Origin of the sequence: Pseudonocardia sp. MH-G8 (assembly GCF_002262885.1) — a bacterium.
GTDB lineage: Bacteria > Actinomycetota > Actinomycetes > Mycobacteriales > Pseudonocardiaceae > Pseudonocardia.
The window spans coordinates 622,841-648,188 of the sequence record NZ_NKYF01000001.1; the positions used below are offsets into that span (position 1 = coordinate 622,841).

The following is a 25,348-nucleotide window of genomic DNA, read 5'->3' on the forward strand; positions in this document are numbered from 1 at the left end:
AGCATGGGGCCATGACGCGTCCAACGGTCTTGATCCCCGCCCCCATGCACCCCTCCGTCCTGGACGGCTGCGCGGAGCGCTTCGAGGTCCTGCGGCTCTGGGAAGCCCCCGACCGGGAGGCCCTGCTCGACGAGCGGGGCAAGGACGTGCGCGCCATCGCGGTGGGCAGCCACGCCCGCATCGACGGCCCCCTGCTGGACCGGCTGCCCAACGTGGGGATCGTCGCGAACTTCGGCGTCGGGTACGACAGCATCGACGTGGACGCCGCCACCGAACGCGGCGTGGTGGTGACGAACTCACCCGGCGTCCTGGACGACGAGGTCGCCGACACCGCGCTCGCCCTGCTCCTGATGACCGTGCGCGAGCTCGGCCGGGCCGAGCGGTATCTCCGCGCCGGGCGGTGGGAGGCCGAGGGGCACTACCCCCTCACGCCGGCCACCGTCACCGGCCGCAGGCTCGGCATCCTCGGCCTCGGCCGCATCGGCGAGGCGATCGCGCAGCGCGCGGAGACGTTCCGGATGACCGTCGGGTACCACAACCGCAGCGAGAAGGACGTCCCCTACCGCTACTACCCCACGCTGCTGGAGATGGCGCGCGACGTCGACACGCTCGTGGTGGTCGTGCCGGGCAACGCCGCCACCCGCCACCTCGTCGACGCCGAGGTGCTGGAGGCGCTGGGCCCCGACGGGGTGCTCGTCAACATCGGGCGCGGCTCGGTGGTCGACGAGACGGCGCTGATCGAGGCGCTGCGCTCACGCACGATCCACGCGGCGGGCCTGGACGTCTACGAGGAGGAGCCGCACGTGCCCCAGGAGCTGATCGACCTGGACAACACCGTCCTGCTCCCCCACGTCGGCTCCGGGAGCGAACCCACGCGCCGGGCGATGGGCCGGCTGGTCCTGGGGAACCTGGACACGTGGTTCGCCGAGGGCCGGGCCCTGACCCCGGTCAACTGACCGCGACACGAGCACACCCCGACCCCGACTCGCGGAAGACGGGCACTCCCACTTCCGCGAGTCGGGCTCTCAGGGCACGCGTGTCGCGCGGCTGGTGCTAGTGGTTGTCGCGGGGCAGGCCCTTGCTCGCCACCCGCTGGTAGGCCACCGCGGGCTTGAGGACCATCCCGCCGGAGAGCTGGTCCACCATCCCGCGCTGGATCTCCTGCCACGGCGTCTGGGAGGCCGGCATCGGGTACCCGCCCGCCGCCTCCAGCCGCTCGCGGCGGGCCGCCAGCTCCTCCTCGGCCACGAGCATGTCCGCGGTGCCGGCGTTGAGGTCGATGCGCAGGCGGTCGCCCGTCTGCAGGATCGCCAGGCCGCCGCCCGCCGCCGCCTCGGGTGAGGCGTTGAGGATCGACGGGGAACCGGACGTGCCGGACTGGCGGCCGTCGCCGATGCACGGCAGGGCGTGCACCCCGCGCTTGATCAGCTCGGCGGGCGGCTGCATGTTCACGACCTCGGCCGCGCCCGGGTAGCCCAGCGGGCCGGCGCCGCGGATGATCAGCAGGCAGTCCTCGTCGACCTTCAGCTCGGGGTCGTCGATGCGGTGGTGGTAGTCCTCCGGGCCGTCGAAGACGACCGCGCGTCCCTCCAGCACGTTCGGGTGCTCGGGGTCGCTCAGGTAGCGCTGGCGGAACTCGTCCGAGATCACGCTCGTCTTCATGATCGCGCAGTCGAACAGGTTACCCGACAGCACGAGGAACCCCGCGTCGCCGACCAGCGCGTCGTCGAACGTGCGGATCACGTCCCGGTCGGTCGCGACCGCGGCCCGGCAGTTCTCCCCGATCGTCGCCCCGTTGACGGTCCGGGCACCCTCGCGGATCAGCCCGTGCGACATCAGCTCGTTGACGACCGCGGGCACCCCACCCGCGCGGTGGAACTCCTCGCCGAGGTACTTCCCGGCCGGCTGCAGGTCCACGATCAGCGGCACGTCGAAGCCGATCCGCTGCCATTCGCTCATCGGCAGGTCCACACCCACGTGCCGGGCGATCGCGGTGATGTGGACCGGCGCGTTCGTGGAGCCGCCGATCGCGGAGTTGACGACGATGGCGTTCTCGAAGGCCTCGCGCGTCATGATGTCCGAGGGCTTGAGGTCCTCGCGCACCATCTCCACGATCCGCCGGCCCGTGGCGTAGGCGATCCGGGCGCGGTCGCGGTGCGGCGCCGGGATGGCCGAGCACCCGGGCAGGCTCATGCCGAGCGACTCGGCGAGCGCGTTCATCGTGGACGCGGTGCCCATGGTGTTGCAGTGCCCCGGCGAGGGCGCCGACGACGCCACCATCTCCACGAACTCGGCCTGGTCGATCTCCTCGGCGGCCAGCATCTCGCGGGCCTCCCAGACGATCGTGCCCGAGCCGGTGCGCTCACCGTTGTACCAACCGTTGAGCATGGGGCCGCCGGACAGCACGATCGCCGGGAGGTCGACGGTGGCCGCGGCCATCAGCAGCGCCGGGGTGGTCTTGTCGCATCCGGCGGTGAGCACGACGCCGTCGAGCGGGTAGCCGTGCAGCACCTCGACCAGGCCCAGGTAGGCGAGGTTGCGGTCGATCGACGCGGTCGGGCGCTTGCCCGTCTCCTGGATGGGGTGCACCGGGAACTCGAACGCGATCGCGCCCAGCTCCCGGATGCCCTCCCGGACCCGGTCGGCGAGCCCGATGTGGTGCCGGTTGCACGGCGAGAGGTCCGAGCCGGTCTGGGCGATACCGATGATCGGCTTGCCGGACTGCAGCTCTTCGCGGGTGAGGCCCCAGTTCATGTACCGCTCGATGTAGAGCGCGGTCATGCCGGGGTTGTCGGGGTTGTCGAACCATGCCTGACTGCGCAACGTCATGGTGTCAGCTGCCCTCCGTTGACCTCGATGACCTGGCCGGTGACGTAGCCGCTCATCGCCGCGGAGGCGAGGAACAGCACGGTGCCGACGCACTCCTGCGGCGTGCCGGTACGCCCCATCGGGATGCCGGCGACCATCCCGTCCATCTGTTCGGCCGAGGTGTTCCGCTCGTGGAACGGCGTGACGATCACGCCGGGCGCCACCGCGTTGACGCGGATCCCGTCCCGGGCCAGCTCCTTGGCCAGCCCGTGGGTGAACGTGCTGACCGCACCCTTGCTCGTGGCGTAGGCCACCGAGCCGCCGGCCCCGCCGGTGCGGGCCGCCACCGAGGTGAGGTTGACGATCGCGCCGCCACCCCGGGCCTTCATCGCCGGGATCGCCTGCCGGCAGGCGGCGAACACCGACGTGATGTTGAGGTCCATGACGCGGGCGAAGTGCTCGTCGGTCATCTCGCTGATCGGGGTGCGCCCGAGCAGGTCGCCGGCGTTGTTCACCAGCACGTCGAGTCGGCCGTGGCGGGCCACGACGTCGTCCACCAGCTGCGTGGCACCCGCCGGCGAGGACAGGTCCGCGGAGACGACCGACGCGACGCCGCCCGCCTCCTGGATGGAACCGGCGACCTTCTCCGCGCCCTCGCGGTTGTGGCCGTAGTGCACGACGACGTGCGCGCCGTGGCGGCCGAAGCCCTCGGCCACGGCGGCACCGATGCCGCTGCCCGCACCGGTGACGAGGACGACCTGATCGCTGAAGTCCAGCATCCTCACATCGCCCATCTCACATCACCGCCCCGAGCTGCCACGGCACGAACTCCTCCTGGCCGAACCCGAGCTCCTCGCTGAACGTCTTGCGCCCCGACGCGGTGTCGAGGATGAACTGGAACAGCCGCTCCCCCACCGCCTCCACGGACTCGCCCTCGGAGAGGATCACGCCGCAGTTGACGTCCATGTCGCCGGACATCCGCTCGTACATCTCGGTGTTGGTGGCGAGCTTGATGCTGGGCGTCGGCTTCGTGCCCAGCACCGACCCGCGCCCCGTGGTGAAGCACATGACGGTGGCACCGCCGGCGACGATGCCGGTGACCGACACCGGGTCGTAGCCGGGCGTGTCCATGAACGTGAAGCCCTTGGCGGTGACCTTCTCCGCGTAGCCGTACACGCCGGTGAGGTTCGTCGTGCCGCCCTTCGCGACGGCGCCGAGCGACTTCTCCAGGATCGTGGTGAGCCCGCCCGCCTTGTTGCCCGGCGAGGGGTTGTTGTCCATCGACCCGTTGTTCTTGGCGGTGTAGGCCTCCCACCAGTGGATCTGGTCGATCAGCTTCTCGGCGATCTCGGGGCTCACCGCCCGGCGGGTGAGCAGGTGCTCGGCGCCGTAGACCTCCGGGGTCTCGCCGAGCACCGCCGTGCCGCCGTGGCGGACCAGGAGGTCGACGGCCGCGCCGAGCGCGGGGTTGGCGGTGATGCCGGAGTAGGCGTCGGAGCCGCCGCAGTTCAGGCCCAGCACGAGCTCGCTGGCCGGGACGGTCTGGCGGGTCACCTCGTTGGCCTTCGGCAGCATCGCCTTGAGCGCCTCGACCGCCGCGCGGACGGTGGCGACGGTGCCGCCCTGCTCCTGGATCGTCATCGTCTCGACCGGGCGGGACGGGTCGAGCCGCCAGCCGTCGGAGACGCCGCGGATCTGGTTGACCTCGCACCCGAGGCCGAGCATCAGGAACCCGGCGAAGTTGGGGTGCTCGGCGTAGCCGGCGAGCGTGCGGCGCAGCACCGCGATGCCCTCGCCGTCGTCGGCCATGCCGCAGCCGGTGCCGTGGGTGAGCGCCACGACGCCGTCGACGTTCGGGTAGTCGTCGAGCAGGCCCGGCCGCCGGAACTGGTCGGCGATCATCTTCGCCGCGGTGGCCGAGCAGTTGACCGACGTCAGGATGCCCAGGTAGTTGCGGGTGGCGACCGAGCCGTCGGCCCGCACGATGCCCTGGAACGTGGCGCGCTCGGACTCGGGGACGTACTCCACCGGGGTGACGTCGGCGCCCACTGCGTAGTCGCGCTCGAACGCCTGGAACGCCACGTTGTGGGTGTGCACGTGGTCGCCGGGGACGATCGCCGCGGAGGCGAACCCGATGATCTGGTTGTACTTGCGCACGGGCTCCCCCACGGGGATCTCCGCCACCGCGACCTTGTGCCCGGCCGGCACGTCCCGCCGAAGCGTCACCCCGTCCACGCTCGTGCCCGCGGCGAGGGCACGAGCGGCCACCACCACGTTGTCGGCGGCGTGCAGCCGGACGCTCGGCTCCCCGCGCCTTCCGATACTGACCGGTGTCACTGCCACGGCTGTAGCCGTCCCTCCTCGTCGAACGCCATCGGAACGGCGTCAGAAATGATCTCAAGCTTCGGGTCGGCGTCGACGGCCGCGCGCAGCGACTCCGACACCAACAGGTGCTCCAGGTCGAGCGTGTTCGGCATCCGCACCAGCGTGACGCCGTCCACGTCGGCCCGCCCGCAGGTCTGCACGGCCGCGGCGATCGCGTCCCGGTCGGTGGGGAACGCCATCGGGATCTGCCCGCGTTGCGGGCCGCCCAGGCCCGAGGTCATGGCGTTGATGTAGACGCTGCGCAGGTCGATCCGCTCGAGCAGCCGGAACGGCACGAAATCGGCGAGACCGATGCCCACGGCGTTGCCGTGCGAGGCGTCGCTGACGTCGAGCACCGCGATGTTGACGATCCGGGGCCGGGTGAACTCGGCGCTGCCGCGGATCATCATCCGGCCGATGACGTTGGTGTCCATCCCGGCGCCGGAGTAGTTCTTGCCCATCACGTCGATCACGGCGACGTCGATGTCGTCGAACGGCAGGGTGGCCATCCGCCGCTTGGCGTCGGCGAGCAGCGCCGTCTCGGCGGGGCCCGCGATGTCCGGGGCGTCGAGCAGCTCGATGCGGGCCGCGCGGTCGTAGGCGTTCTCGACGATCGCGAGGCCACCGAGCACCTTCTGGGTGTCGACGATCCGGCGCGCCACCCGCGGGATCCAGACCGCCAGGTTGGCCGGGCCGAAGCGGTGGATGCCCTCGGCCCCGCGCTGCTTGCCCAGGCCGATCGCGATGATCTTGGAGATGCCGCTCTCGATCTCGCCCTGGAAGTCGGTGTGCGCCTTGACCCGGTTGACCGCGAGGATGCCGTCGGCCTTCGCCGCGTTCGCGTCCAGGTGCACCGCGGGCCCGTCGGGCAACCGGTCGATCTCGACGGTCTCCATCGTGGCCCGGATCGGCATGCCGAGCGCCTCCTCGGTCATCCCGAGGTCGGCGAGCATCTGGAGCTGACCCTCGGCCGTCGCGCCGCCGTGCGAGCCCATCGCGGGCACGACGAAGGGCTCCGCGCCGGCCGCGCGCAACCACTCGCCCGCCGCCCGGACGACGGCCGGCTTGTCGTGGATACCGCGACTGCCCGCGGTGATCGCCACGGTCATGCCGGGACGGATCCGGGCACGCAGCGGCTCGAGCGCGGCCGCGGTGGCCGCGGCGACGTCTGCCACCTGCTCCTTCTCGAAGTGCTGCCGGACCGGCAGCAGGCGCGGGAACTCGACGTCGTAGGTCAGGTCGCGTACGGCCTCGAACGGGCCGAGCTTGCCATTCATGCGCTCTCCCCTCGTGCACGGACGCGGGCCGCCGCCATCGACGCCCCGACGGTCACTGCCTCGACCATGCTCTCGGCGCTCGCCTTGCCGGTGCCGGCGATGTCGAACGCCGTGCCGTGGTCCACGCTGGTGCGCACGATCGGCAGCCCGATCGTGGCGTTCACACCGGTCTCGAAGCCGAGCACCTTCACCGCGATGTGGCCCTGGTCGTGGTACATCGCGATCGCCACGTCGAAATCGCCCGCGACCGCGCGGCCGAACAGCGTGTCGGCCGGCCACGGGCCGGTGGCGTCGATCCCCTCCGCGCGCGCCTGCTCGATCGCCGGCGTGATCGTCGTCTGCTCCTCGTCGCCGAACAGGCCACCCTCGCCCGCGTGCGGGTTGAGCCCCGCGACCCCCACCGACGGCGCCTCGATCCCCATGTCGCGCAGGGCGCGGTGGGCGAGCCGGATCGTGGTGAGCACCCGCTCGGTGGTGACCTTCTCCAGCATCTTGCGGATGCCGACGTGCGTGGTGACGTGCACGACCCGCAGCTTGAGTGCGGTGAGCATCATCGCGAAGTCGGCGGTGCCGGTGAGATCGGCGAGGATCTCCGTGTGGCCGGGGTAGGGGTACCCGGCCAGCGCGATGGCTTCCTTGTTCAGCGGCGCGGTGACGATGCCGTCGATGTCGCCCGCCACCGCGAGCTCGACCGCGTGCGCCACGCCGTCGAAGGCGATCTTCCCCGCCTCCGCCGACAGCGTGCCCACCGGGACGGCCCGGTCGGACGGCACGACGACCACGTCGAGCGTGCCGGGTTCGAAGCGGGCCTCGGCGGGCGTGGCGACAGCACGCAGCGCCGGGGCGTCCGGCACGACGGCGGCGGCGGACCGCAGCGCGGCCATGCTGCCGATCGCGAGCAGCCGGGCCACCTCCACGCGCGGGTCGCGCGCCGCGGCGAGGACGACCTCGGGGCCGACCCCCGCCGGGTCGCCGACGGTCAGGCCGAGCAGTGGTCTCATGCGCACGCCTCCAGGGCTTCTGCGGCGTGGGCCAGCGCACCGGGCGCGCCGAACCCGCCGGACTTCGTCACCACGGGTACCCGCCGGGGCCCCACGATCAGCTCGCCGAGCGGGAGCCCGGCCTCCACCTCGCCGTGCAGCCGCAGCTCGGTGGCACCCAGCGCGTCGGCGACGGCGAGCGCCGTCGCTCCACCGGTGAGCACCAGACCGGTGTCCGGCACGGCGTCGAGCACCGCGACCGCGGCGGTGGCCAGCCCGCCGGCCAGCGCCAGGGCCGCCGGGCTCTCCGGCTCCACCGGCCCGTCCGGCTCGCAGGTGAGCACAGCCCGCTTCCCGGCCCGCAGCGCGTCGACCGCAGCCCCCGCAGACACGACGGGCACAGCATCCAACGCGACGATCTGAGCCCGGGTGACGGGATGAGGGGTACCAACGACGACCAACACAGACCGCACCTTGGAGCCGTACTGCTGTTCTGGGGCCCGAGAATCAGCAGTAAGGCTCCAAGGTGCTCCTGGGAGGATCTCTGCCAGCGCTCTCGAGAGGCCGCCTGAGCCGATCGCTATCTCGCCCGCCCTCAGCCTGCGCGCCACCGCCAGCAGGGCGTCGTGGGTCTCGGCGTCCACGACCTCGACGCCGTCCGGGAACAGGGCCGCCACCTGCGGCACCGTCGGCTCTCCGTGCACGAGCAGGGCGCCGTCGCGCACGACGCGGCCCTGGGCGGGGAAGGCGGGCGAGGCGACGGCCGTCGCGGCGCCCCAGGCGGCCAGCGCACCCTCGACGTCGGCGCGCACCTGCCCCCGCAGCATGGAATCGATCTTGACGAAGAGCCTCTCGGCGTCGCGTACCCGGCCGGCCGCGCGGTGCGTGCGCTCGCGGGCCTCGGCCGCGGGGCGCCCGCGGTTGTCGGTGCTGAGGGCCACCACGTCGGCGTCGGGCAGCTGCGGGCCGAGCGCGACGGCGACGCCGAACCCGTGGGCGGCGAAGGGAGCCGCGGCATCGGCCGCGCCGGTGAGGTCGTCGGCGACGACGGCGAGGCGGACGACGGCAAGGCGGCGGACGGTGCCGACGGAAGCCACTGCGACCGATGCCTCCCGTCCCTGCGCGACGCCATCGAGGCTAAGTCCGCGCGAGGACGCCGTCAACGAGACCCCTCTGACATCTGATGCTTGCGCCGCCCTCTCGGGTCAGGAAAGCCACGTTGCCGCCCCCCAGGGGCATGAATGTGGCTTTCCTGACCCTCGGGAGCCGGGAGGCCGGGCCGAGAGGTCAGATCTGGAGGGCGCGGCGCGTCACTTCTCTCAGTGGGAGCCCGAGCGCCGCCGCTGCGGCGGCGACGTCGTCGTGCTCCGGTTTCGTGCCCCACGGGCCGTGCTTCAGGCGGATCGGGTGGCCCTCGACCTCGACGGTGCTGGTGCGCCGCGGCAGCGCCGCGCGGTCGACGGGCGAGCGGCGCAGGCCGAGGCTCCCGGTCTCGGCCAGCACCAGGCGCTCGCACGCGGCCGCCCGCTCGGGGGCCACCAGCACGTGCACGGTGTGGGCGGGGCGCCCCTTCTTCATCACGATCGGGGACAGCCAGGCGTCGGCCGCGCCGGCCTCGAGCAGCCGGGCCACGAGGTGGCCGAGCACCTCGCCGGTGACGTCGTCGACGTTGGTCTCCAGCAGCACGAGCGGTTCGACGGCCCCGAGCGCGCCGTCCCCGAGCAGGGCCTGCAGCGCGTTGGCCCGGTCGTGCGGGTCGCGACCACCGGCCCCGTAGCCGACCCGACGCAGCGTCATCGCCGGCAGCGGCCCGAACCGCGCTCCGGCCGCGACGAGCAGGGCGGCGCCGGTGGGCGTGACGGTCTCCCCGTCGCCCGCGCCGACCACCGGAGCGCCCGCCGCGGCCAGCAGCGCCGCCGTGGCAGGCGCCGGGACCGGCAGCACGCCGTGGCGGGTGACGACGGTGCCGGAGCCGAGCGCGAGCGGCCCGCACACCACCTCGGTGACGTCGAGCAGCTCGAGCGCCGCGGCGACCCCCACGGTGTCGACCACCGTGTCCAACCCGCCGATCTCGTGCAGGTGGACCTCGGCGGGATCCGCGCCGTGGATGCGCGCCTCGACGTCGGCGATCGCGCGCACCGCCGCCGCGGCCACGCCGGTGTCCGCGCGTTCGATGCGGGCGAGCAGCTCGGCGGCCCGCCGCTCGGTGGCGGTGTCGGTCACCGTGACGACGGCCCGGGTGGCCGCCAGCCCGCCGCGCGTCACGGGCTCCGCGGTGAGCTCCCAGCCGTCCAGCCCGGTGCGGGCCACGGCGGCGCGCACGCCGTCGAGCGGCGCGCCGAGGTCGAGCAACGTACCGAGCAGCATGTCGCCGGAGATCCCGCTGAACGGGTTGAGCCAGATGATCACCGGCGGGCGACCGCCATCCGGTGCGCAGCCACCGCGGCACCGAACCCGGAGTCGATGTTGACGACCACCACTCCCGCCGCGCACGAGCTGATCATCGCGAGCAGCGGGGTGACGCCCCCGAGCACCGCGCCGTACCCGACGGAGGTGGGCACCGCGATCACCGGGCACCCCACCAGCCCGCCGACGACGCTGGGCAGCGCACCCTCCATCCCGGCCACGCAGATGACTGCGTCGGCCGCGGCGAGCTCGTCGACCACGGCGAGGAGCCGGTGCACGCCCGCCACCCCGACGTCGTGCACCTCGTGGACGCGCAGCCCGATCGCGCGGGCCACGGCGGCCGCCTCCGCCGCCACCGGCCCGTCGGACGTGCCCGCGGCGACCACCACCACCTGGAACGCGCGCTCCGCCGCCGGCCGCCAGGCCAGCAGCCGGGCCACCGGGTCGTGGTGCCCACCGGCGACGGCGGCGGTGATCACGGCGGCGTCGTCGGCGTCGATGCGCGTGACCAGCACCGGACCCTCGTTGGCCGCCAGCAGGGACCGCACGACGCCGATCACCTGCTCCGGGGTCTTCCCCGGCCCGTACACGACTTCCGGCAGCCCCTGGCGCGCCTCCCGGCCGGTGTCGGGCCGCGCGTAGCCGAGGTCCTCGAACCCGTCCGTCACTGTGTCTGATGCCTCCGCTCCGCTCCGGCGGGCTTGCGGGCCACGGCTGTCACCGGCTGCTCGGCATGCCGAGCAGCACGTTCATCCGTCCGCTGGCGAACCCCTGCAGGTCGAGGGCGCAGAACTCGAAGCCCGCGGCGCGGACGCCCGCGTCCAGCTCGCCGCGGAGGGAGGCGGCCCGGGAGACGTCCTCGGGCGGTACCTCGAGGCGCGCCACCGCGCCGCCGCCGTGGGCGCGCACGCGGCAGACCGCGAAGCCCAGCGCCCGCACGGCCTCCTCGGCCCGCTCCACGCGCTCCAGCACCTCGGCGGTGACCGGGTCGCCGTAGGCCACCCGCGACGCGAGGCAGGCGGCCGCCGGTTTCGCGGCCGTCACCAGGCCGAGCGCGTCGCTCACCCGCCGCACCTCGGCCTTGCCGAACCCGGCGTCGAGCAGCGGCGCGATCGCGCCCCGCGCCGCAGCCGCGGCCTGACCGGGCCGGTGGTCGCCCAGGTCGTCGGTGTTCGTGCCGAGCGCGATCCGCGCACCCGACAACGCCGCCAGCGGGGCGAGCGCGTCGAAGAGGGCCGATTTGCAGTGGTAGCAGCGGTCGCCGCCGTTGGCGACGTACTCGGGCCGGTCCAGCTCGTCGGTGGCGACCTCGACGTGGGCGATCCCGCGCTCGGTGGCGAACGCGCGCGCGGCAGCGCGCTCGCTGCGCGGCAGGCTCGCCGACACCGCGGTGACCGCGACGGCACGTTCCCCCAGCTCCTGGGCCGCGACCGCGGCCACCAAGGCCGAATCGACCCCACCGGAGTACGCGACGAGCACCCGCTCCTCGCGACGCAGGCGCGCGCACAGCGCCGCCATCAGGACCTCGACCGAGCGTTCGGGCACCACGAGGCGAAACCATATGACCTGCCGGCCGGATCTGCGATCGTGGTCCGCGGAGACGGACGTCGCGCGGGTGCCGGACCGCGTGGTCGCACGGCCGTCCTGGGATGCGCAGGCCGTCCTGCACGGTATGGTCGGCGCCGTCGTCGAGGTTGAGACCCCAGCCGAGCGACCCGGGCTCGTCCGGCCACCCGGACGGGTCGGCCGGATCCGGCCCGGACCGAGTTCGACCAGCCGGAGGTGAACGATGGGCGAGACCGTCCAGCCCGGACCGGGTGTGGCAGGCACGTCCGCCTCGGAGTTCCTGGACACCGCGATCTCCCGTCCCGATCCCGCCACGGTGCTGCTCAGCGTGCGTGGCGAGATCGACACGCTCACCGCGCCCGCGTTCACCGCGGCCACCGACGACCTGCTCGCCACCCCCGGCGACACGCTCGTCATCGACCTGACCGAAGTGCGGTTCCTCGCGTCGAGCGGCCTCGCCGTCCTGATCTCCGCCGCGCAGCGCGCCGACGAACGGGGGCTACGGTTGCGGCTGGTCGTCACCACCCGGGCGGTCCGCAGACCCATCGAGATCACCGGTACCGGCCAGCTCTTCGACCTGCACACGGACGTGGCTGCCGCGACCGGGGGCCGCGATTGAACCGTCACCCCGTGGGTAGCAAGATGGACACGCACGTGCAGGACGTCCTCGCAACCATCGGAAGGAGACCCGGCAGCGTGTCGGACCTGTCCTCCCCCTCGCCCGCCGACGCGCTCGACGGGGCATCGACCGTGGAGGTCCGGACATCGGCGAGCGCCGCGCTGATCCCGACGATCCGCGCCGTGGCCTCCGACCTGGCCGCACGAGCCGACTTCGACCTCGACGCGATCTCCGACCTGCGGATGGCCGTGGACGAGGCGTGCGCCACCCTCGTCGACGTCGCAGCGCCCACCTCGTGGCTGCACTGCACGTTCCTGGTGCGCCCCGAACGGATCGAGGTGCACGCCGAGGTGCAGACCAAGCACGCCGAGGCGGTCGTATCCACCGACACGTTCGGCTGGAGGGTCCTGCAGACCCTCGCCGACGAGGTCTCCGTGCACCACGAACCCGGTCGGGCGGACTCCGGGCCGACGGTCGGGATCCGGCTGGACAAGCGCTCCGGCGACGTACTGCGGTGACCCGAGCAGACCCCGAATACGGTCACCTCTCCCCGCTCCTCGAGCGCTATTCGGCCCTGCGTCCGGAGGATCCGGAGCGGGAGCCGCTGCGCGAGGAACTGGTGCGAGGCTTCCTGCCGGTGGCCCAACACATCGCCCGCCGCTTCTCCAACCGCGGCGAACCGCTCGACGACCTGGTGCAGGTCGCCACGGTCGGGTTGATCAACGCGATCGACCGGTACTCGCCCGACCGCGGCACCGACTTCTTCTCCTTCGCCGTGCCGACCATCAGCGGGGAGGTCCGGCGGCACTTCCGCGACCTGGGCTGGTCGATGCGGGTGCCGCGGAGGTTGAAGGACCTGCACGTCTCCATCAACGGCGTGGTGTCCGAGCTGTCGCAGAGCCTCGGGCGCGCACCCAGGCCCACCGAGATCGCCGAGCGCCTCGGTGTCCCGGTGTCGGAGGTGCTGGAGGGGCTGGAGGCGTCGGAGGCCTACCGCAGTTCGTCGCTGGACGAGATGCTGTCCTCCGAGCAGGGCAGCGCCACCGTGGGCGAGCTGGTGGGCGAGGCCGACGCCGAGCTCGACCGCGTCGACTTCCGGCAGGCGCTGCGTCCGGTGCTGGCGGAGCTCGCCGAGCGGGAGCGCACCATCGTGCTCCTGCGCTTCTTCGGCAACATGACCCAGACGCAGATCGCCGACCGCGTCGGCATCTCGCAGATGCACGTGTCCCGGCTGCTGGCCCAGACCCTCGACCGGCTGCGCACGCGGCTGGACCCCGAGACCCGCGTCGGCTGAGCCCTCCGCCACAATCTCCGCCGAGGGGGACTGCCATGAGCGACCAGCCGGAGCACGTGGTGATCGTCGGGGCGGGGCTCGGCGGGCTGCGCACCGCCCAGCAGCTGCGCTCTGCCGGCTACCAGGGACGCATCAGCCTGGTCGGCGCCGAGCGCCACGCCCCGTACGACCGGCCGCCGCTGTCCAAGCAGCTGCTCACCGGCGAGTGGGACGCGGAGCGCACGGTGCTGGCCGGGCCCGACACCGTCGAGGAGCTCGGCGTCCGGCTGCACCTCGGCCTGCCGGCCGTGGCCCTGCGGCCCGGCGACGGCGGTCACGAGCTGGAGCTGGCCGACGGTTCCGCCCTGCGCGGCGACGCGGTCGTCATCGCCACCGGGCTCACCGCACGCGCGCTGCCCGACCAGCCCGCGGCGGTGCACACCTTGCGCACGCTCGACGACGCGCTCGCACTGCGGGCCGCCCTCGCGGACGCCGGGTCGCTGCTCGTCGTGGGCGCCGGGTTCATCGGCGCGGAGGTCGCGAGCGCCGCGCGCGGCCGCGGGCTCGACGTCACCGTGCTGGAGGCCCTGCCGGCCCCGTCGGCCCGTGCCCTCGGTCCAGAGCTGGGCACGCTCACCGGCCGGCTGCTCACCGAGGCCGGCGTCGACCTGCGGACCTCGGCCACCACCACCGGCTTCGCCGACGTGCCCGCGGGTGTGGCGGTCGAGCTCACCGGCGGCGGTCGGGTCGTCGCCGACGTCGCGGTCGTGGGCATCGGGGGCACCCCGCGCCTGGACTGGCTCGACGGCACCGCCACCGGGGCCGGCAGCGACGGCGCGGGCCTGCACTGCGGGCCGGACGGGCGGGTGCACGGGCTGCACGCGGTGTGGGCCGTCGGCGACGTCGCCGCGTGGGACGATCCGGTCCACGGCGACCGGCACCGCCACGAGCACTGGACCAGCGCCACCGACCAGGCCGCCGTCGTGGCCCGCGACATCGTCGGGGCAGCGCCCCCGCCACGCGCGGTGCCCTACTTCTGGTCCGACCAGTTCGGGCTCAAGATCCAGGTGCTCGGCCGTCCGGAGCTGGCCGACGGGCTGGCCCCGCTGCACGGCAACGGGCTCGAGGACGGGCCGGTGCGCGGCACGGTGGCCGCGTACACGGCGGGCGACCGCGTGGTGGCCGTCGCCGGTTTCGGCGCCGCCCGCCTGGTGGCCCGCTACCGCCCGCTGGTGGCGGCGAACGCCGAGCTGGCGCAGGCCCGCGAAACGGCCGCCGCCCTGGGCGGATGACGACCGCAACGAACGGCACTCTCGTTGCTACCTAGCCGACGAGAGTGCCGTTCGTTGCGAGCGGTCAGCGGAAGAGGCGGCGGATGAAGGCGATCGCCAGCAGCGCGCCGAGCGCCATGAGGCCGTAGCGGACCCTCGGGTCCGCCATCCGGACCGCCACGCTCTCCTTGCCCGCGTCCACGAGGTGCTTGGGGTGGGCGCGCTCGGAGAGGGCGTCGAGGCTGTCCGCGAGCGCGTCCCTGGCCTGCTCGATCTCGCGCTGGATGCTGTCCGGGTCGCGGGGCACGACGCCTCCTGGATTTGCGGTCGACTGTGTCACGACGAGGGTGCCACCGTAGATCAGCGCGAGCCCGGGCGGCGGCCCGGCCGTCGGCGCGTCCCGCACCGAGTGCCAGGATCGGTGCATGACCACCCGCCTGGCTCCCGGCGACACCGCTCCCGACTTCACCCTCACCGACGCCGACGGCAAGCGCGTGTCGCTCGCGGACCACCGCGGACGCCGGGTGATCGTCTACTTCTACCCGGCCGCGAGCACCCCCGGCTGCACCAAGCAGGCCTGCGACTTCCGCGACAACCTCGCCGACCTGGGCGACGCCGGCCTGGACGTCATCGGCGTCTCACCCGACAAGCCGGAGAAGCTCGCGAAGTTCCGTGACGCCGAGGGGCTGACGTTCCCCCTGCTCTCCGACGTGGACAAGGAGGTGCTCACCGCGTGGGGCGCCTTCGGGGAGAAGCAGATGTACGGCAAGACCGTCACCGGCGTCATCCGCTCCACGTTCCTGGTGGACGCCGACGGGAAGATCGAGCAGGCGCTCTACAACGTGCGCGCCACCGGCCACGTGGCGAAGCTGCGCAGGGACCTCAAGGTCTGACGATCCGCACCTCGACGCCGGGAAGCTCGCCGAACCCGGCACGAGCGTCAGTGGTGACGATCGTGCGACCTGCGCTGCGCGCGGTGGCGGCGAGGATCAGGTCGTGGGCACCCCGCGGCTCGCCGCTCCTGCGTGTGTGGGCAAGCAGCGCGGCGTGGTGCTCGGCGACCCCCTCGTCGTAGTCGAGCACCGGGACGACCTGCAGTACTCGTCGAGGAACGCACGCTGCGCCGCCGCTCGACCCGGGGCCGCGTCGAGCAGTGTGCCGGCGAGGCACTCAGTCACCGCGATGGCCGGGAGACCCACGTCGTCGGTGCCTGCGAGCGCGCCGAGGGCGCCTCCGCCCCGAGCACCGGCGACGAGCACGCCGGTGTCGAGGATCAGTCGCGCCACGGGTCGACGTCCAGCTCCTCGGACGCCGCGCTGCGGGCGGCGGTGACCTGCGCAGCGAAGGATCGTCGAGGGCGGGGTGACCGCGCCAGCGGTCCAGCACGTCCGACAGTGCCGCCCCGTTCGCCCGCGGGGCCGGTGCGATCAGCGCGACCCGCCGTCCGGACCGGGTGACCACGATCGTCTCGCCCTTCTCCGTTGCGTCCAGCACGGCGGAGAAGTTGCGCGCCGCCTCGGAGGCGGACATCTCCTTCATGAGAGATCAGATTATCTGGATCAGGTGTTCAGGATCCGCCGAACACCGCCGCCACCCCCGGCAGCCGCGCCCGGTACCCCCGCAGCAGCTCCTGCGCCACGCTCACCGAGTCGACGAGCGGGTGTTGGGCGAACGCCCGCAGCGCCAGCGCCTCGGAGCCGGTGACCGCCGCCTCGATCGTGTCCTGCTCGACGGCCTTGACCTGCTGCAGCAGGCCCAGCATCGCGAGCGGCAGCGGGGCGGTGGCCAGCGGCGTGACGCCGTGCGCACCGACGAGGCAGGGCACCTCCACGACGGCGTCCGGCGGCAGACCCGCCACCGCGGTGCCGTTGCGGACGTCGAGGATCATGGTGCGGCTTGGGGGATGGAAGCCGGCGGAGCTTGCGGAGCCGGCGGGGTGGGTAAGGCTAGCGCCGCCGGACAGCGCATCCATCAGGTCGAGGGCCACCTGCTGGTAGCCGCCCGCGGCGAGGTCCTCGACCGCACGCTCACCGGCCCCGCTGGCCTCGCGGCTCTCGGCCATGTAGCTCGCGTCGCGCTCGGCGTGCACGCGCACCCAGCGCTCCAGCGCACGGTCCGGGTCGGCCGAGGTGTCGGCGTAGAACCGGTCCTGCTGGTCGAGCAGGTACTCGCCACGGGTGCTCGCCGCCGCGTCGATGGCCGCGACGGCATCCCGGGTGCGGTAGAAGTAGTAGAGGTACTCGTTGGGCAGCGCCCCGATCGCGCGCACCCAGTCGGGCCCCACCAGGCGCGCCTCCTCGATCGACGCCAGCGCGGCGTCGTCGGCGAGCAGGTCGGGAAGCCGGTCCACCCCGTCCACCCGCAGCCCGCGCAGCCACCCCAGGTGGTTGAGCCCCACGTACTCGACCACCGGATCCGCGGTCGTGGGCATCCCGAGGCCCGACAGCGCCCGCGAGGCCCGGTGCGCGAGCCCGACCGGGGAGTCACAGATCCCGATCACGCGCTCGCCCAGCACGCGCTGCATCGCCTCGGTGATCATCCCCGCCGGGTTGGTGAAGTTGATGACCCAGGCGTCCGGCGCCACGGCGGCCACCCGCTCGGCGATGCGCAACGCCACCGGCACCGTGCGCAGGCCGAACGCGATCCCGCCCGGGCCTGTGGTCTCCTGGCCGAGCACCCCGCACGAGAGCGCCACCCGCTCGTCCACCGTGCGGCCGGCGAGCCCGTCCACCCGGACGGCGGAGAACACGAACCGCGCGCCCGCGAGGGCGTCGTCCAGGTCGGTGGTGGTGCGCACCGGCGGCGCGGCCGCGAGCTGGCGCAGCACCGCCCGGATGGCGTCCAGCCGCTGGGCCGAGACGTCGTGCAGCACGACCTCCGTGATCGGCGACCCGCTCGCCAGAGCCCGGTAGACCAGCGGCACCCGGAATCCGCCACCGCCGAGGATCGTGAGCTTCACGCGTACCGGATCTCCGTGCCGGACGCCGCGCACGCCGCGAGCGTGCCCGCGTCGGCTCCCTCATTGGTGATGATCACGTCGACCTCCTCCGGCCCGCACACCGGGAGCAGCCCGGTGCCGGGGAACTTGCCACGGTCGGCCACCACGACGGTCTGCTCGGCGGCCTCGATCATCGCGCGCTTCACCGGGACCTCGACGAGCGTGGAGTCGCGCACCTGCCCGTCGCGGGAGATGCCGCTCGTGCCGAGGAACAGCCGGTGCGCCCGCACCTCGCGCAGCGCCTGCTCGGTGAGCAACCCGACGAGCGAGAGGTAGTTGCGCCGCAGGATCCCGCCGAGGACGAGCAGCTCCACGCACGCGTCGTCACGCAGCTCGTCGACGACCGCCAGGCTGCTCGTGATCACCGTGATCCGCCGCCCGCGCAGCATCCGGGCGAGCCGCGCGGTGGTCGTGCCGATGTCGAGCAGCACCACCTCGCCGTCGGCCACGAGTCCGGCCGCGGCGCGCGCCACCCGCTCCTTGTCGTCGGCGGCTACGGTGGCCACCTGCGCGAACGGGACCGGGTCGTCGTCGGCCACGCACCCGGCCCCACCACGGACCCGCCGCAGCGCGCCCTCGGCGTCCAGCGACTGCAGGTCCCGCCGGATGGTGGACGGGCTCACCCCGAGGTTCGTGGCCAGCGCCTCGACCGACACGATCCCGGAGGACCGCACCAGGCGGAGGATCTCCCCGTGACGGCTCGCCGGAAGCACGGCGCCCACGGTAACGCAGCAGTGCGCACGCGAACAGGTGCCGGCGAGCACATCCCGTCACATCTGCGCAAAGTCGTGCACCTACTGTTGCCATCCGCGCAGCCGACCCGGCACTATCCCGGGCGGGACGCGAGCAGGAGGACGAGGTAGCGCAAGCGGTGACCAGCACGAGCAACAGCACGAACGTGGAGACACCGCACGAGCCGGTGTTGTGGGATCCGCTCGCCGAGCTGCGCGGCGACGGGTCGCCACCGGTCGACATCTTCATGTCCGGCACCGTGTTCCTCGACATCGTCTTCACCGGGCTGCCGACCGCGCCCGCCGCGGGCACCGAGGTGTGGGCGTCGGGCATGGCGTCCTGCCCGGGCGGGATCGCGAACCTCGCGATCGCCGCGTCCCGGCTCGGGCTGAACACCAGCCTCGCCGCGGGCTTCGGCGACGACGTCTACGCCGACTTCTGCTGGCAGACCCTCGCCGACCAGGAACGCGTCGACCTCTCCCGGTCGCGGCGCTTCGCGCAGTGGCACTCCCCCGTCACCGTCTCGATGGCCGTGCAGCGCGACCGGAGCATGGTCACCCACGGCCACGACCTGCCGATCGGCGGCGACGAGCTGGTCGGCGTGCCGCCACGCTCCCGCGCCGTGATCACCAGCATCGGCGAGGGCGCGGCCGACCCCGTCCTGCCGGCCTGGGTGGCCCGGTCGCGCCGGGAGGGCGCGCTGGTGTTCGCCGACGCGGGCTGGGACCCCACCGGGGCGTGGGACCCGCAGCTGTTGCGCACGCTCGCCGGCTGCGACGCGTTCATGCCCAACGCCGTCGAGGCCATGCGCTACACCCGCACCGACAGCCCCCACACCGCGCTGAAGGCGCTGGCCGAGCACGTCCCGCTCGCCGTCGTCACCCTCGGCGGGGACGGCGCGATCGCGATCGACGCGGTGACCGGTGAGACCGCGACGGTCCCGGCGCTCCCGGTCGACGCCCTCGACCCGACCGGGGCGGGCGACGTCTTCGGCGCCGGACTGGTGCTCGGCACCATCGCGGGCTGGCCGCTGGAACACCGGCTGCTGTTCGCCGGGGTGTCCGCCGCGCTCGCCGTGCACGAGTTCGGAGGCTCGCTCGCCGCGCCCGGCTGGGGCGACATCGGCGACTGGTGGCGACGCACCCGCGCCCGCGCCGACGCCGGGCACGCCGTCGCCGTCGACCTGAGCCGGCGCTACGGGTTCATCGAGGACCTCGTGCCGCGCACACACGTCTGCGGGGTGCGGCGGGCCGCCGCCACGATCGCGCGCCACTCCGACGTCGCACGCCCCACCAACACGACCCCCTGAGCACAACCCTGAGCACCTGAGGAGCCCTCGATGGCCAGCCGACCGCCACGGATCCGCCGCGCGCCCGCCGTCGTCGCCACGCTTCTCGGCGCGCTCCTGGCGGCGGGCTGCACCCCCGGCTCCGAGAACGCCGCCGCACCGCCCCCCACGGACCGCGCGGTGCAGACGGACATCGCCGCGCTCGGCCCCGTCACGCTCACCGTGTGGGACCAGGAGGTCCGCGGCGGGCAGAACGAGCAGATGGAGCGGCTCAACACCGCGTTCCAGCAGCGCTACCCGAACATCACCATCGAGCGGGAGTCGCGCTCGTTCGACGACCTGGCCACCACGCTGCGGCTGGCGATCACCAGCAACGACGCGCCCGACGTCGTGCAGGCCAACAACGGCCGCGCCGACATGGGCGCGTTCGTCGCCGCCGGGCAACTGCTGCCGCTGCAGCCGTGGGCGCAGGTCTACGGCTGGGACCAGCGCTACCCGGAATCGGTGCGCCAGTACGTGAGCTACACGCCCGACGGCAAGGTGTTCGGCGAGGGCGGGATGTACGGGCTGCCGCAGGTCGGCGAGGTCGTCGGCGTCTACTACAACCCGGCGGAGCTGCAACAACTCGGCATCGCGGTGCCCACCACGTGGGAGGAGTTCGAGGCCGCGCTCGCCACCGCGAAGGCGGCCGGCACCACGCCCGTGCAGCTGGGCAACGTCGAGGGCTGGCCCGCGCTGCACGTGTTCGGCACCGTGCAGGACCAGCTCGTACCCGCCGACCAGGTCACCGACCTCGCATTCGGGCGCGAGGGCGCGTCCTGGGCCACCCCCGAGAACACGCAGGCCGCGCAGAAGGTCGCCGAGTGGGCGCAGGCGGGCTACTTCCCCGAGGGCGTCAACGGCATCGACGACAACCAGGCCTGGCAGGCGTTCTCCCGCGGCGAGTCGCCCTTCCTCATCGGCGGCTCCTGGTACGCGCCCGACCTCGAGGCCGCCATGGGCCAGAACGTGCGGTTCATGCCGCCCCCGCCGCCCGCGGGCCGCCCGGTGTCGGCCACCGGCGGCACCGGCCTGCCGTTCTCGATCACCAGCGGCAGCGACGCGCCCGACGCCGCCGCCGCGTACCTCGACTTCATCACCAACGCCGACGCGATGACCGTGCTCACCGAGACCGGCAACCTGCCCGTCGCCGACACCGCGGCGCAGACCCCGCCCGCCGGCCTGTCCGCGGACGTGTTCGCCGCGTTCGCGCAGGTGGCCGAGAACGGGCAGCTGCTGCCCTACCTCGACTACGCGACGCCGACGATGGGCGACACCATGGGTGCGGCGCTGCAGGACCTGATCGCCGGCGAGCAGCCGCCCGAGGCGTTCCTGAGCACGGTGGAGGCCGACTACGCGGCCTTCGTCGACGCGAATGGCTGATACCCGCCTCGCCGCACGGGACCGGCCCGCGCCACCGGCCGCCCCCGCGGCGGACGGGCGGCTGGGCCCGTCCCCGTGGCACGCACTGGCCTACGTGGCGCCCGCGCTCGCCGTCTACGCGGCGTTCGTGCTCTACCCGCTCGGGCGCGCCGTGCACCTGTCGCTCTACGACTGGGACGGGCTCTCGCTGGCCACGTTCGTGGGCCTGGGCAACTACGTCGAGGTCCTCACCGACGCCGGCCTGCGCGCCGCGTTCGGGCACGCGCTCGTGCTCATCGTGTTCTTCGCGCTCCTGCCCGCGGCGATCGGCCTGGTGCTCGCCGCCGTGCTCACCCGCGCGCGGGTGCGCGGCCTGCCGTTCTTCCGCACGGTCGTGTTCCTGCCGCAGGTGGTCGCCATGGTCGTGGTCGGCGTCGCCTGGCGGCAGCTCTACGCCCCCGACGGCTCGGTCAACGGCCTGCTCGACCTCGTCGGGCTCGGCGGGCTGACGCGGGCCTGGCTCGGCGACACCACCTTCGCGCTGCCGGCCGTCGGGGTGATCGGCACGTGGGTGCAGACCGGGCTGGTCACCGTGCTGCTGATGGCCGGGATGAGCCGCATCCCCGACCAGCTCTACGAGGCGGCGCGCCTCGACGGCGCCGGGCCGGTGCGGGAGTTCTTCGCGATCACCCTGCCCTCGATCCGCGCCGAGCTCGCCGTCGCGCTCACGCTCACCGTCATCGCCGCGCTCAAGACCTTCGACCTGATCTACATCACGACCGGCGGCGGGCCGGGCAACCGCACGTCCGTGCCGTCGTTCGAGGTCTACAACCGGGCGTTCCGGCTCGGCGAGGTGGGCTCTGCGGCGGCCGTCGGCGTCACGCTCACGGTGCTCATCTTCGTGATCAACCTGGCGGTCGCGCGGATCGGGGAGCGCCGGTGATCTCCCGCACCGAGCGCGCCGCCAACTACGCGATCCTCCTGCTCTTCGCGACGTTCGCGCTGTGGCCGGTCCTCACGATCCTGGCCGGCGCGCTCGGCCCCGACGACTCGGGTGGGCCGGGTGGGCTCGCCAACTTCCCCGCGGCGTGGGAGCAGGGGCGGTTCGGGTCCTCGATGCTCACGAGCGTGGGCGTGTCGACGTTCGTGGTGGTCGTCGCCGGGGTGCTGTCGGTGCTGGCGGGGTACGCGTTCGGCACGATGCGCGTGCCGGCCGCGGGCGTGCTGTTCCCGCTGTTCCTGCTGGGCCTGATGGTGCCCACCGAGGTGATCGTCGTCCCGCTGTACTTCGACCTGCGCACCTTCGGGCTCACCAACACCTTCTGGGCCATCGCCCTGCCGCAGGTGGCGCAGTCGCTCGCGTTCGGCACGTTCTGGATGCGGGCCTACTTCCGCTCCCGCCCGCAGTCGCTGATCGAGGCCGGCCGGCTCGACGGGGCCGGCTCGTGGCGCATCCTGTGGCAGATCCTGGTGCCGCCGGGACGGCCCGCCATCGTCACGATGGTGGTGCTGACCTTCATGTGGACGTGGAACGAGTTCCTCATCCCGCTGGTCATGGCCACCGACGGGGACCTGCGCACCGCGCCGCTCGGGCTGGCGTTCTTCCAGGGCCAGCACACGTCGGGCTTCACTCTGCTGGCGGCGGGCGCGGTGATCGTCGCGGTGCCGGTGGTGGTGGTCTACCTGTTCCTGCAGCGGCACTTCATCCGCGGGATGTTGGAGGGCGCGGTGCGGGAGTGAGTGTTCCGACTCGGGGGAGCAACGATGCGCACCACCACGCTCGCGGCCGCGGTGCTGGCCACCTGCCTGCTCGCGGCCTGCACGGCACCGGCACCCGCCGACCCGCCGCCGGAGACCACGTCGGCCGGTGACCCGGTCGACCTCGACGTCCTGTTCATCGGCGCACACCCGGACGACGAGGCGGGCACGCTGTCCACGCTCGGCCGGTGGACGCAGGCCGGGTACCGCTCGGGCGTCGTCACGATCACCCGGGGCGAGGGCGGCGGCAACGCGGTCGGCCCCGAGGAGGGCCCGGCGCTCGGGCTGCTGCGCGAGGACGAGGAACGGCGCGCCGTCGGGCTCGCGGGCGTCACCGACGTGTTCAACCTCGACGAGGTCGACTTCTTCTACACGGTGTCCGCCCCGCTCACCCAGCAGGTGTGGGACGAGCGCGACACCCTGGAGCGGATCGTGCGGTTGGTGCGCACGACCCGCCCCGACGTGCTGCTCACGATGAACCCGGCCCCCTCGCCCGGGAACCACGGCAACCACCAGCAGGCCGCCCGCCTGGCCGTCGAGGCGTACGCGGCGGCGGCCGACCCGGCGGCGTTCCCGGAGCAGCTCGAGGCCGGGGGGCCGGCGCCGTTCGCCCCGGCCATGGTCCTGCGCTCCGGCGCCGCGGGCGACGCCCCGACGGGCGCCGACTGCGCCGCGGCCGTCTCCGCGACCCCGGGTGCCTTCGGCGTCTGGGGCGGCGCCACCGCCCCGGACGGGCGCACCTGGGCCGCCGTGGAACGCGACGCGCAGCGCGCCTACGCGTCCCAGGGCTGGGCGGTCTTCCCGGACGTCCCCACCGACCCGGCCCAGCTCGCCTGCGACCGATTCACGCTGATCGACTCCCGGGTGGCCCACCCGGCAGCGGGCCCCACCGCGATCCCGGACGCGGCCGCGCGGGCCGAGCGCCTGGAGATCGAGGTGCCGTCCGAGGTCAGCGCGGGGGTCCCGTTCCCGGTGACGGTCCACTCGGACGGCGCGGCCGCGCTCGCCGGACCTGCCGGATGGACTGTGACCGGCGACGGCGCGATGTTCACCGTGACCCCGCCCGCCGACGCGGCCCCGGGGACCGGGGCATGGCTGACCGCCACCACCCCGACGGGGCACACCGTCGAGCAGGTCGCTGTGGCGCCAACCGTGCGGGTGGATCAGGAGCCGCTCCCCCAGGTCGCCGAGTTCGCCGCGTGGGCCGGCGCGTTCGCGTTGCGCGACACCGTCGACCCGGTGCTCACACTGCCCAGCGGGGGCAGCCGCGAGGTGGCGATGACGGTGACCAACCGCTCCGGGCAGCCGCACGCCGGCACCGTGGAGCTGGCGTTGCCGGCCGGATTCGCCGCCGACGCCCCCGCCAAGCCCTACGCCGAGCTGGCGCCGGGTGCGTCGACGACCGTGCCGTTCCTCATCACCAACACCGATCCCACCATGGCCACCTCGGACGCCGGTGGCGACCACGCCTACGGGCTCACCGTCACCACCGCCGACGGCGTGCGATCGACCGTGGAGCCGTCGCTGGAGCTGGTGCCCGCCACGTCGGTGCCCGCCGTGGAGGCCCCGCCGGTCGTCGACGGGACCGCAGGCCCCGGCGAGTACCCGGGCCCGGTGCTGGACCTCTCCCGCCGCTGGGAGGGTGACGACTGCACGTCTCCCGACGACTGCTCCGCCACCGCCCGGCTGTCCCGCTCCGGCGACGTGCTCACCGTGCTCGTGGAGGTCCGCGACGACACCCGCGGCGCGGTGCTCGCCGCGTCGGACTGCAAGCGGCACTGGCGCACCGACAGCGTCGAGATCGCCCTCGACCCGACCGGGACCAGCGAGAACACCGCCACGACGATGAAGCTGGCCGTGCTGCCCTCGACCGTGGAGGGCCCGCCGTGCGCGGCGCGGGACGCCGACAACGAGCAGGGACCCGCGCCCTTCCCGGTGGCCGCCACCGCGACCGCCACCGGCTACACCGTGGAGACGGCCATCCCGCTCGCCGAGCTCCCGGCCCCCGTCGACCCCGAGCGGCTGGGCCTGAACCTGCTCGTCTACGACTCCGACACCCAGGACCGGACCGGCCAGACCCGCATCGGCTGGTCCACCTGGCAGGGCGTGCAGGGCGACCCCTATCGCTGGGGCCGCGCGCTGCTGCCCGGCTACGCCCCGACCGGCTCCGAGCAGGTGCGCGAGCCCGTCGTGCCGAGCGAGGCGCTGCGCAGCGCGGCGTCACCGCAGAGCATCGAGCAGGCGGCGGCGATCGGCGTGCCGCTGTCCGGGGGCCCGGGCGCCCCCGCAGACGCGAGTGGTTGGCTCACCGGCGCCCGCCCCGCCGCCGACGCCGTCGAGGTGACCGCGACCAGCACCGGAGGCGGCGAGATCGCGGTGTTCCTGCGCGACGACGCCGGCACGGCGGGCGAGCTGCGCGCCACGGTCGACGGGGCGGGCGAGCACACGCTGACCGTCCCCGTCACCCGCCCTCTCGGTGCCGGCGCGCGAGCGGTGGCGGCCTGGACGGCGGGAGGAGGCACGCTCTCCTCGCAGGCGCCGCTGACCTGAGGCCCGCCTGTCCCTCCTGTGGACAACTCGCGATCTTCACGGCTGGATGCGAACGGG

General features: G+C 73.7%; 25 protein-coding genes. 11 read left to right on the forward strand and 14 right to left on the reverse strand.

All coding sequences use genetic code 11. The annotated features are described in order from the left end of the window. Positions 1–11 precede the first annotated feature (11 nt). Positions 12–956: a 2-hydroxyacid dehydrogenase gene (locus tag CFP66_RS02835; RefSeq protein ID WP_094920151.1), complete on the forward strand. Its 945-nt coding sequence runs from the start codon at positions 12–14 to the stop codon at positions 954–956. A gap of 97 nt (positions 957–1,053) precedes the next feature. Here the strand turns inward: CFP66_RS02835 and CFP66_RS02840 are convergent, their stop codons facing one another. The 9 genes from CFP66_RS02840 to larE form a co-directional block, all read right to left on the reverse strand. After that, positions 1,054–2,829, reverse strand: coding sequence for an IlvD/Edd family dehydratase (locus tag CFP66_RS02840; RefSeq protein WP_094920152.1), 1,776 nt, complete (start codon positions 2,827–2,829; stop codon positions 1,054–1,056). Continuing rightward, entirely contained in the window at positions 2,826–3,602 is a 777-nt protein-coding gene (locus tag CFP66_RS02845; protein WP_198961215.1) for an SDR family NAD(P)-dependent oxidoreductase, read from the reverse strand. The genes CFP66_RS02840 and CFP66_RS02845 overlap by 4 nt, the downstream gene beginning before the upstream one ends. Position 3,603: 1 nt before the next feature. After that, positions 3,604–5,145 carry a UxaA family hydrolase gene (locus CFP66_RS02850; protein ID WP_233159097.1) on the reverse strand — a complete coding sequence of 514 codons (1,542 nt, stop codon included), beginning with the start codon at positions 5,143–5,145 and terminating at the stop codon, positions 3,604–3,606. Further along, positions 5,142–6,449: a DUF362 domain-containing protein gene (locus tag CFP66_RS02855; protein ID WP_094920153.1), complete on the reverse strand. Its 1,308-nt coding sequence runs from the start codon at positions 6,447–6,449 to the stop codon at positions 5,142–5,144. Before CFP66_RS02855 ends, CFP66_RS02850 begins: the two co-directional genes overlap by 4 nt. Then, positions 6,446–7,450: a 4-hydroxythreonine-4-phosphate dehydrogenase PdxA gene (gene pdxA, locus CFP66_RS02860; protein ID WP_094920154.1), complete on the reverse strand. Its 1,005-nt coding sequence runs from the start codon at positions 7,448–7,450 to the stop codon at positions 6,446–6,448. Before pdxA ends, CFP66_RS02855 begins: the two co-directional genes overlap by 4 nt. Beyond that, entirely contained in the window at positions 7,447–8,526 is a 1,080-nt protein-coding gene (locus CFP66_RS02865) for a four-carbon acid sugar kinase family protein (protein WP_158228014.1), read from the reverse strand. Before CFP66_RS02865 ends, pdxA begins: the two co-directional genes overlap by 4 nt. A 190-nt stretch (positions 8,527–8,716) precedes the next feature. Beyond that, a complete protein-coding gene (gene larC / locus CFP66_RS02870; protein WP_094920156.1) occupies positions 8,717–9,838 on the reverse strand; it encodes a nickel pincer cofactor biosynthesis protein LarC in 1,122 nt (373 codons plus the stop codon). Next, complete coding sequence (gene larB / locus CFP66_RS02875) at positions 9,835–10,503, reverse strand: nickel pincer cofactor biosynthesis protein LarB (protein ID WP_094920157.1); 669 nt, start codon at positions 10,501–10,503, stop codon at positions 9,835–9,837. Before larB ends, larC begins: the two co-directional genes overlap by 4 nt. Before the next feature lie 49 nt (positions 10,504–10,552). Beyond that, positions 10,553–11,383: an ATP-dependent sacrificial sulfur transferase LarE gene (gene larE, locus CFP66_RS02880; protein WP_233159098.1), complete on the reverse strand. Its 831-nt coding sequence runs from the start codon at positions 11,381–11,383 to the stop codon at positions 10,553–10,555. Positions 11,384–11,624: 241 nt separating this feature from the next. Here larE and CFP66_RS02890 point away from each other — a divergent pair, with 241 nt between their 5' ends. Genes CFP66_RS02890 through CFP66_RS02905 form a run of 4 tightly spaced genes read left to right on the forward strand, consistent with a single transcriptional unit; the run spans position 11,625 to position 14,585 of the window. Next, positions 11,625–12,020 carry an STAS domain-containing protein gene (locus CFP66_RS02890; protein WP_094920159.1) on the forward strand — a complete coding sequence of 132 codons (396 nt, stop codon included), beginning with the start codon at positions 11,625–11,627 and terminating at the stop codon, positions 12,018–12,020. A gap of 11 nt (positions 12,021–12,031) precedes the next feature. Continuing rightward, the gene (locus CFP66_RS02895; protein WP_233159099.1) at positions 12,032–12,538 is read left to right on the forward strand and encodes an ATP-binding protein; all 507 of its coding nucleotides are present in this window, start codon (positions 12,032–12,034) and stop codon (positions 12,536–12,538) included. After that, positions 12,535–13,314 carry a SigB/SigF/SigG family RNA polymerase sigma factor gene (locus CFP66_RS02900; RefSeq protein WP_094920160.1) on the forward strand — a complete coding sequence of 260 codons (780 nt, stop codon included), beginning with the start codon at positions 12,535–12,537 and terminating at the stop codon, positions 13,312–13,314. The genes CFP66_RS02895 and CFP66_RS02900 overlap by 4 nt, the downstream gene beginning before the upstream one ends. Positions 13,315–13,349: 35 nt before the next feature. Then, a complete protein-coding gene (locus tag CFP66_RS02905) occupies positions 13,350–14,585 on the forward strand; it encodes an NAD(P)/FAD-dependent oxidoreductase (RefSeq protein WP_094920161.1) in 1,236 nt (411 codons plus the stop codon). 64 nt (positions 14,586–14,649) lie between these two features. On the opposite strand, the gene CFP66_RS02910 is transcribed toward CFP66_RS02905, so the two are convergent. Further along, positions 14,650–14,871 carry a DUF3618 domain-containing protein gene (locus CFP66_RS02910; protein WP_094921445.1) on the reverse strand — a complete coding sequence of 74 codons (222 nt, stop codon included), beginning with the start codon at positions 14,869–14,871 and terminating at the stop codon, positions 14,650–14,652. A gap of 118 nt (positions 14,872–14,989) precedes the next feature. Here CFP66_RS02910 and bcp point away from each other — a divergent pair, with 118 nt between their 5' ends. Then, positions 14,990–15,457 carry a thioredoxin-dependent thiol peroxidase gene (bcp, locus tag CFP66_RS02915; RefSeq protein ID WP_094920162.1) on the forward strand — a complete coding sequence of 156 codons (468 nt, stop codon included), beginning with the start codon at positions 14,990–14,992 and terminating at the stop codon, positions 15,455–15,457. Here bcp and CFP66_RS02920 read toward each other — a convergent pair. The 4 genes from CFP66_RS02920 to CFP66_RS02935 are packed head-to-tail and all read right to left on the reverse strand — an operon-like array spanning position 15,447 to position 18,275. Further along, positions 15,447–15,734, reverse strand: coding sequence for a type II toxin-antitoxin system VapC family toxin (locus CFP66_RS02920; RefSeq protein ID WP_369804946.1), 288 nt, complete (start codon positions 15,732–15,734; stop codon positions 15,447–15,449). The genes bcp and CFP66_RS02920 overlap by 11 nt on opposite strands. Continuing rightward, positions 15,735–16,103 carry a type II toxin-antitoxin system Phd/YefM family antitoxin gene (locus CFP66_RS02925; protein ID WP_369804947.1) on the reverse strand — a complete coding sequence of 123 codons (369 nt, stop codon included), beginning with the start codon at positions 16,101–16,103 and terminating at the stop codon, positions 15,735–15,737. Positions 16,104–16,131: 28 nt separating this feature from the next. Further along, positions 16,132–17,523 (reverse strand): 6-phospho-beta-glucosidase, encoded by a 1,392-nt coding sequence (locus CFP66_RS02930; RefSeq protein ID WP_094921449.1) that lies wholly within the window; start codon positions 17,521–17,523, stop codon positions 16,132–16,134. After that, positions 17,520–18,275 (reverse strand): DeoR/GlpR family DNA-binding transcription regulator, encoded by a 756-nt coding sequence (locus CFP66_RS02935; RefSeq protein WP_094921450.1) that lies wholly within the window; start codon positions 18,273–18,275, stop codon positions 17,520–17,522. Before CFP66_RS02935 ends, CFP66_RS02930 begins: the two co-directional genes overlap by 4 nt. A gap of 158 nt (positions 18,276–18,433) precedes the next feature. Here CFP66_RS02935 and CFP66_RS02940 point away from each other — a divergent pair, with 158 nt between their 5' ends. Genes CFP66_RS02940 through CFP66_RS02960 form a run of 5 tightly spaced genes read left to right on the forward strand, consistent with a single transcriptional unit; the run spans position 18,434 to position 25,291 of the window. After that, positions 18,434–19,603, forward strand: coding sequence for a carbohydrate kinase family protein (locus CFP66_RS02940; RefSeq protein WP_369804948.1), 1,170 nt, complete (start codon positions 18,434–18,436; stop codon positions 19,601–19,603). A gap of 30 nt (positions 19,604–19,633) precedes the next feature. Further along, positions 19,634–21,004, forward strand: a complete 1,371-nt coding sequence (locus CFP66_RS02945) for an extracellular solute-binding protein (protein WP_094920164.1) — start codon at positions 19,634–19,636, stop codon at positions 21,002–21,004. Further along, positions 20,997–21,926: a carbohydrate ABC transporter permease gene (locus CFP66_RS02950; protein ID WP_094920165.1), complete on the forward strand. Its 930-nt coding sequence runs from the start codon at positions 20,997–20,999 to the stop codon at positions 21,924–21,926. Before CFP66_RS02945 ends, CFP66_RS02950 begins: the two co-directional genes overlap by 8 nt. Further along, positions 21,923–22,723: a carbohydrate ABC transporter permease gene (locus tag CFP66_RS02955; protein ID WP_094920166.1), complete on the forward strand. Its 801-nt coding sequence runs from the start codon at positions 21,923–21,925 to the stop codon at positions 22,721–22,723. The genes CFP66_RS02950 and CFP66_RS02955 overlap by 4 nt, the downstream gene beginning before the upstream one ends. 24 nt (positions 22,724–22,747) lie before the next feature. Then, positions 22,748–25,291 (forward strand): sugar-binding protein, encoded by a 2,544-nt coding sequence (locus CFP66_RS02960; RefSeq protein ID WP_094920167.1) that lies wholly within the window; start codon positions 22,748–22,750, stop codon positions 25,289–25,291. Positions 25,292–25,348 lie beyond the last annotated feature (57 nt).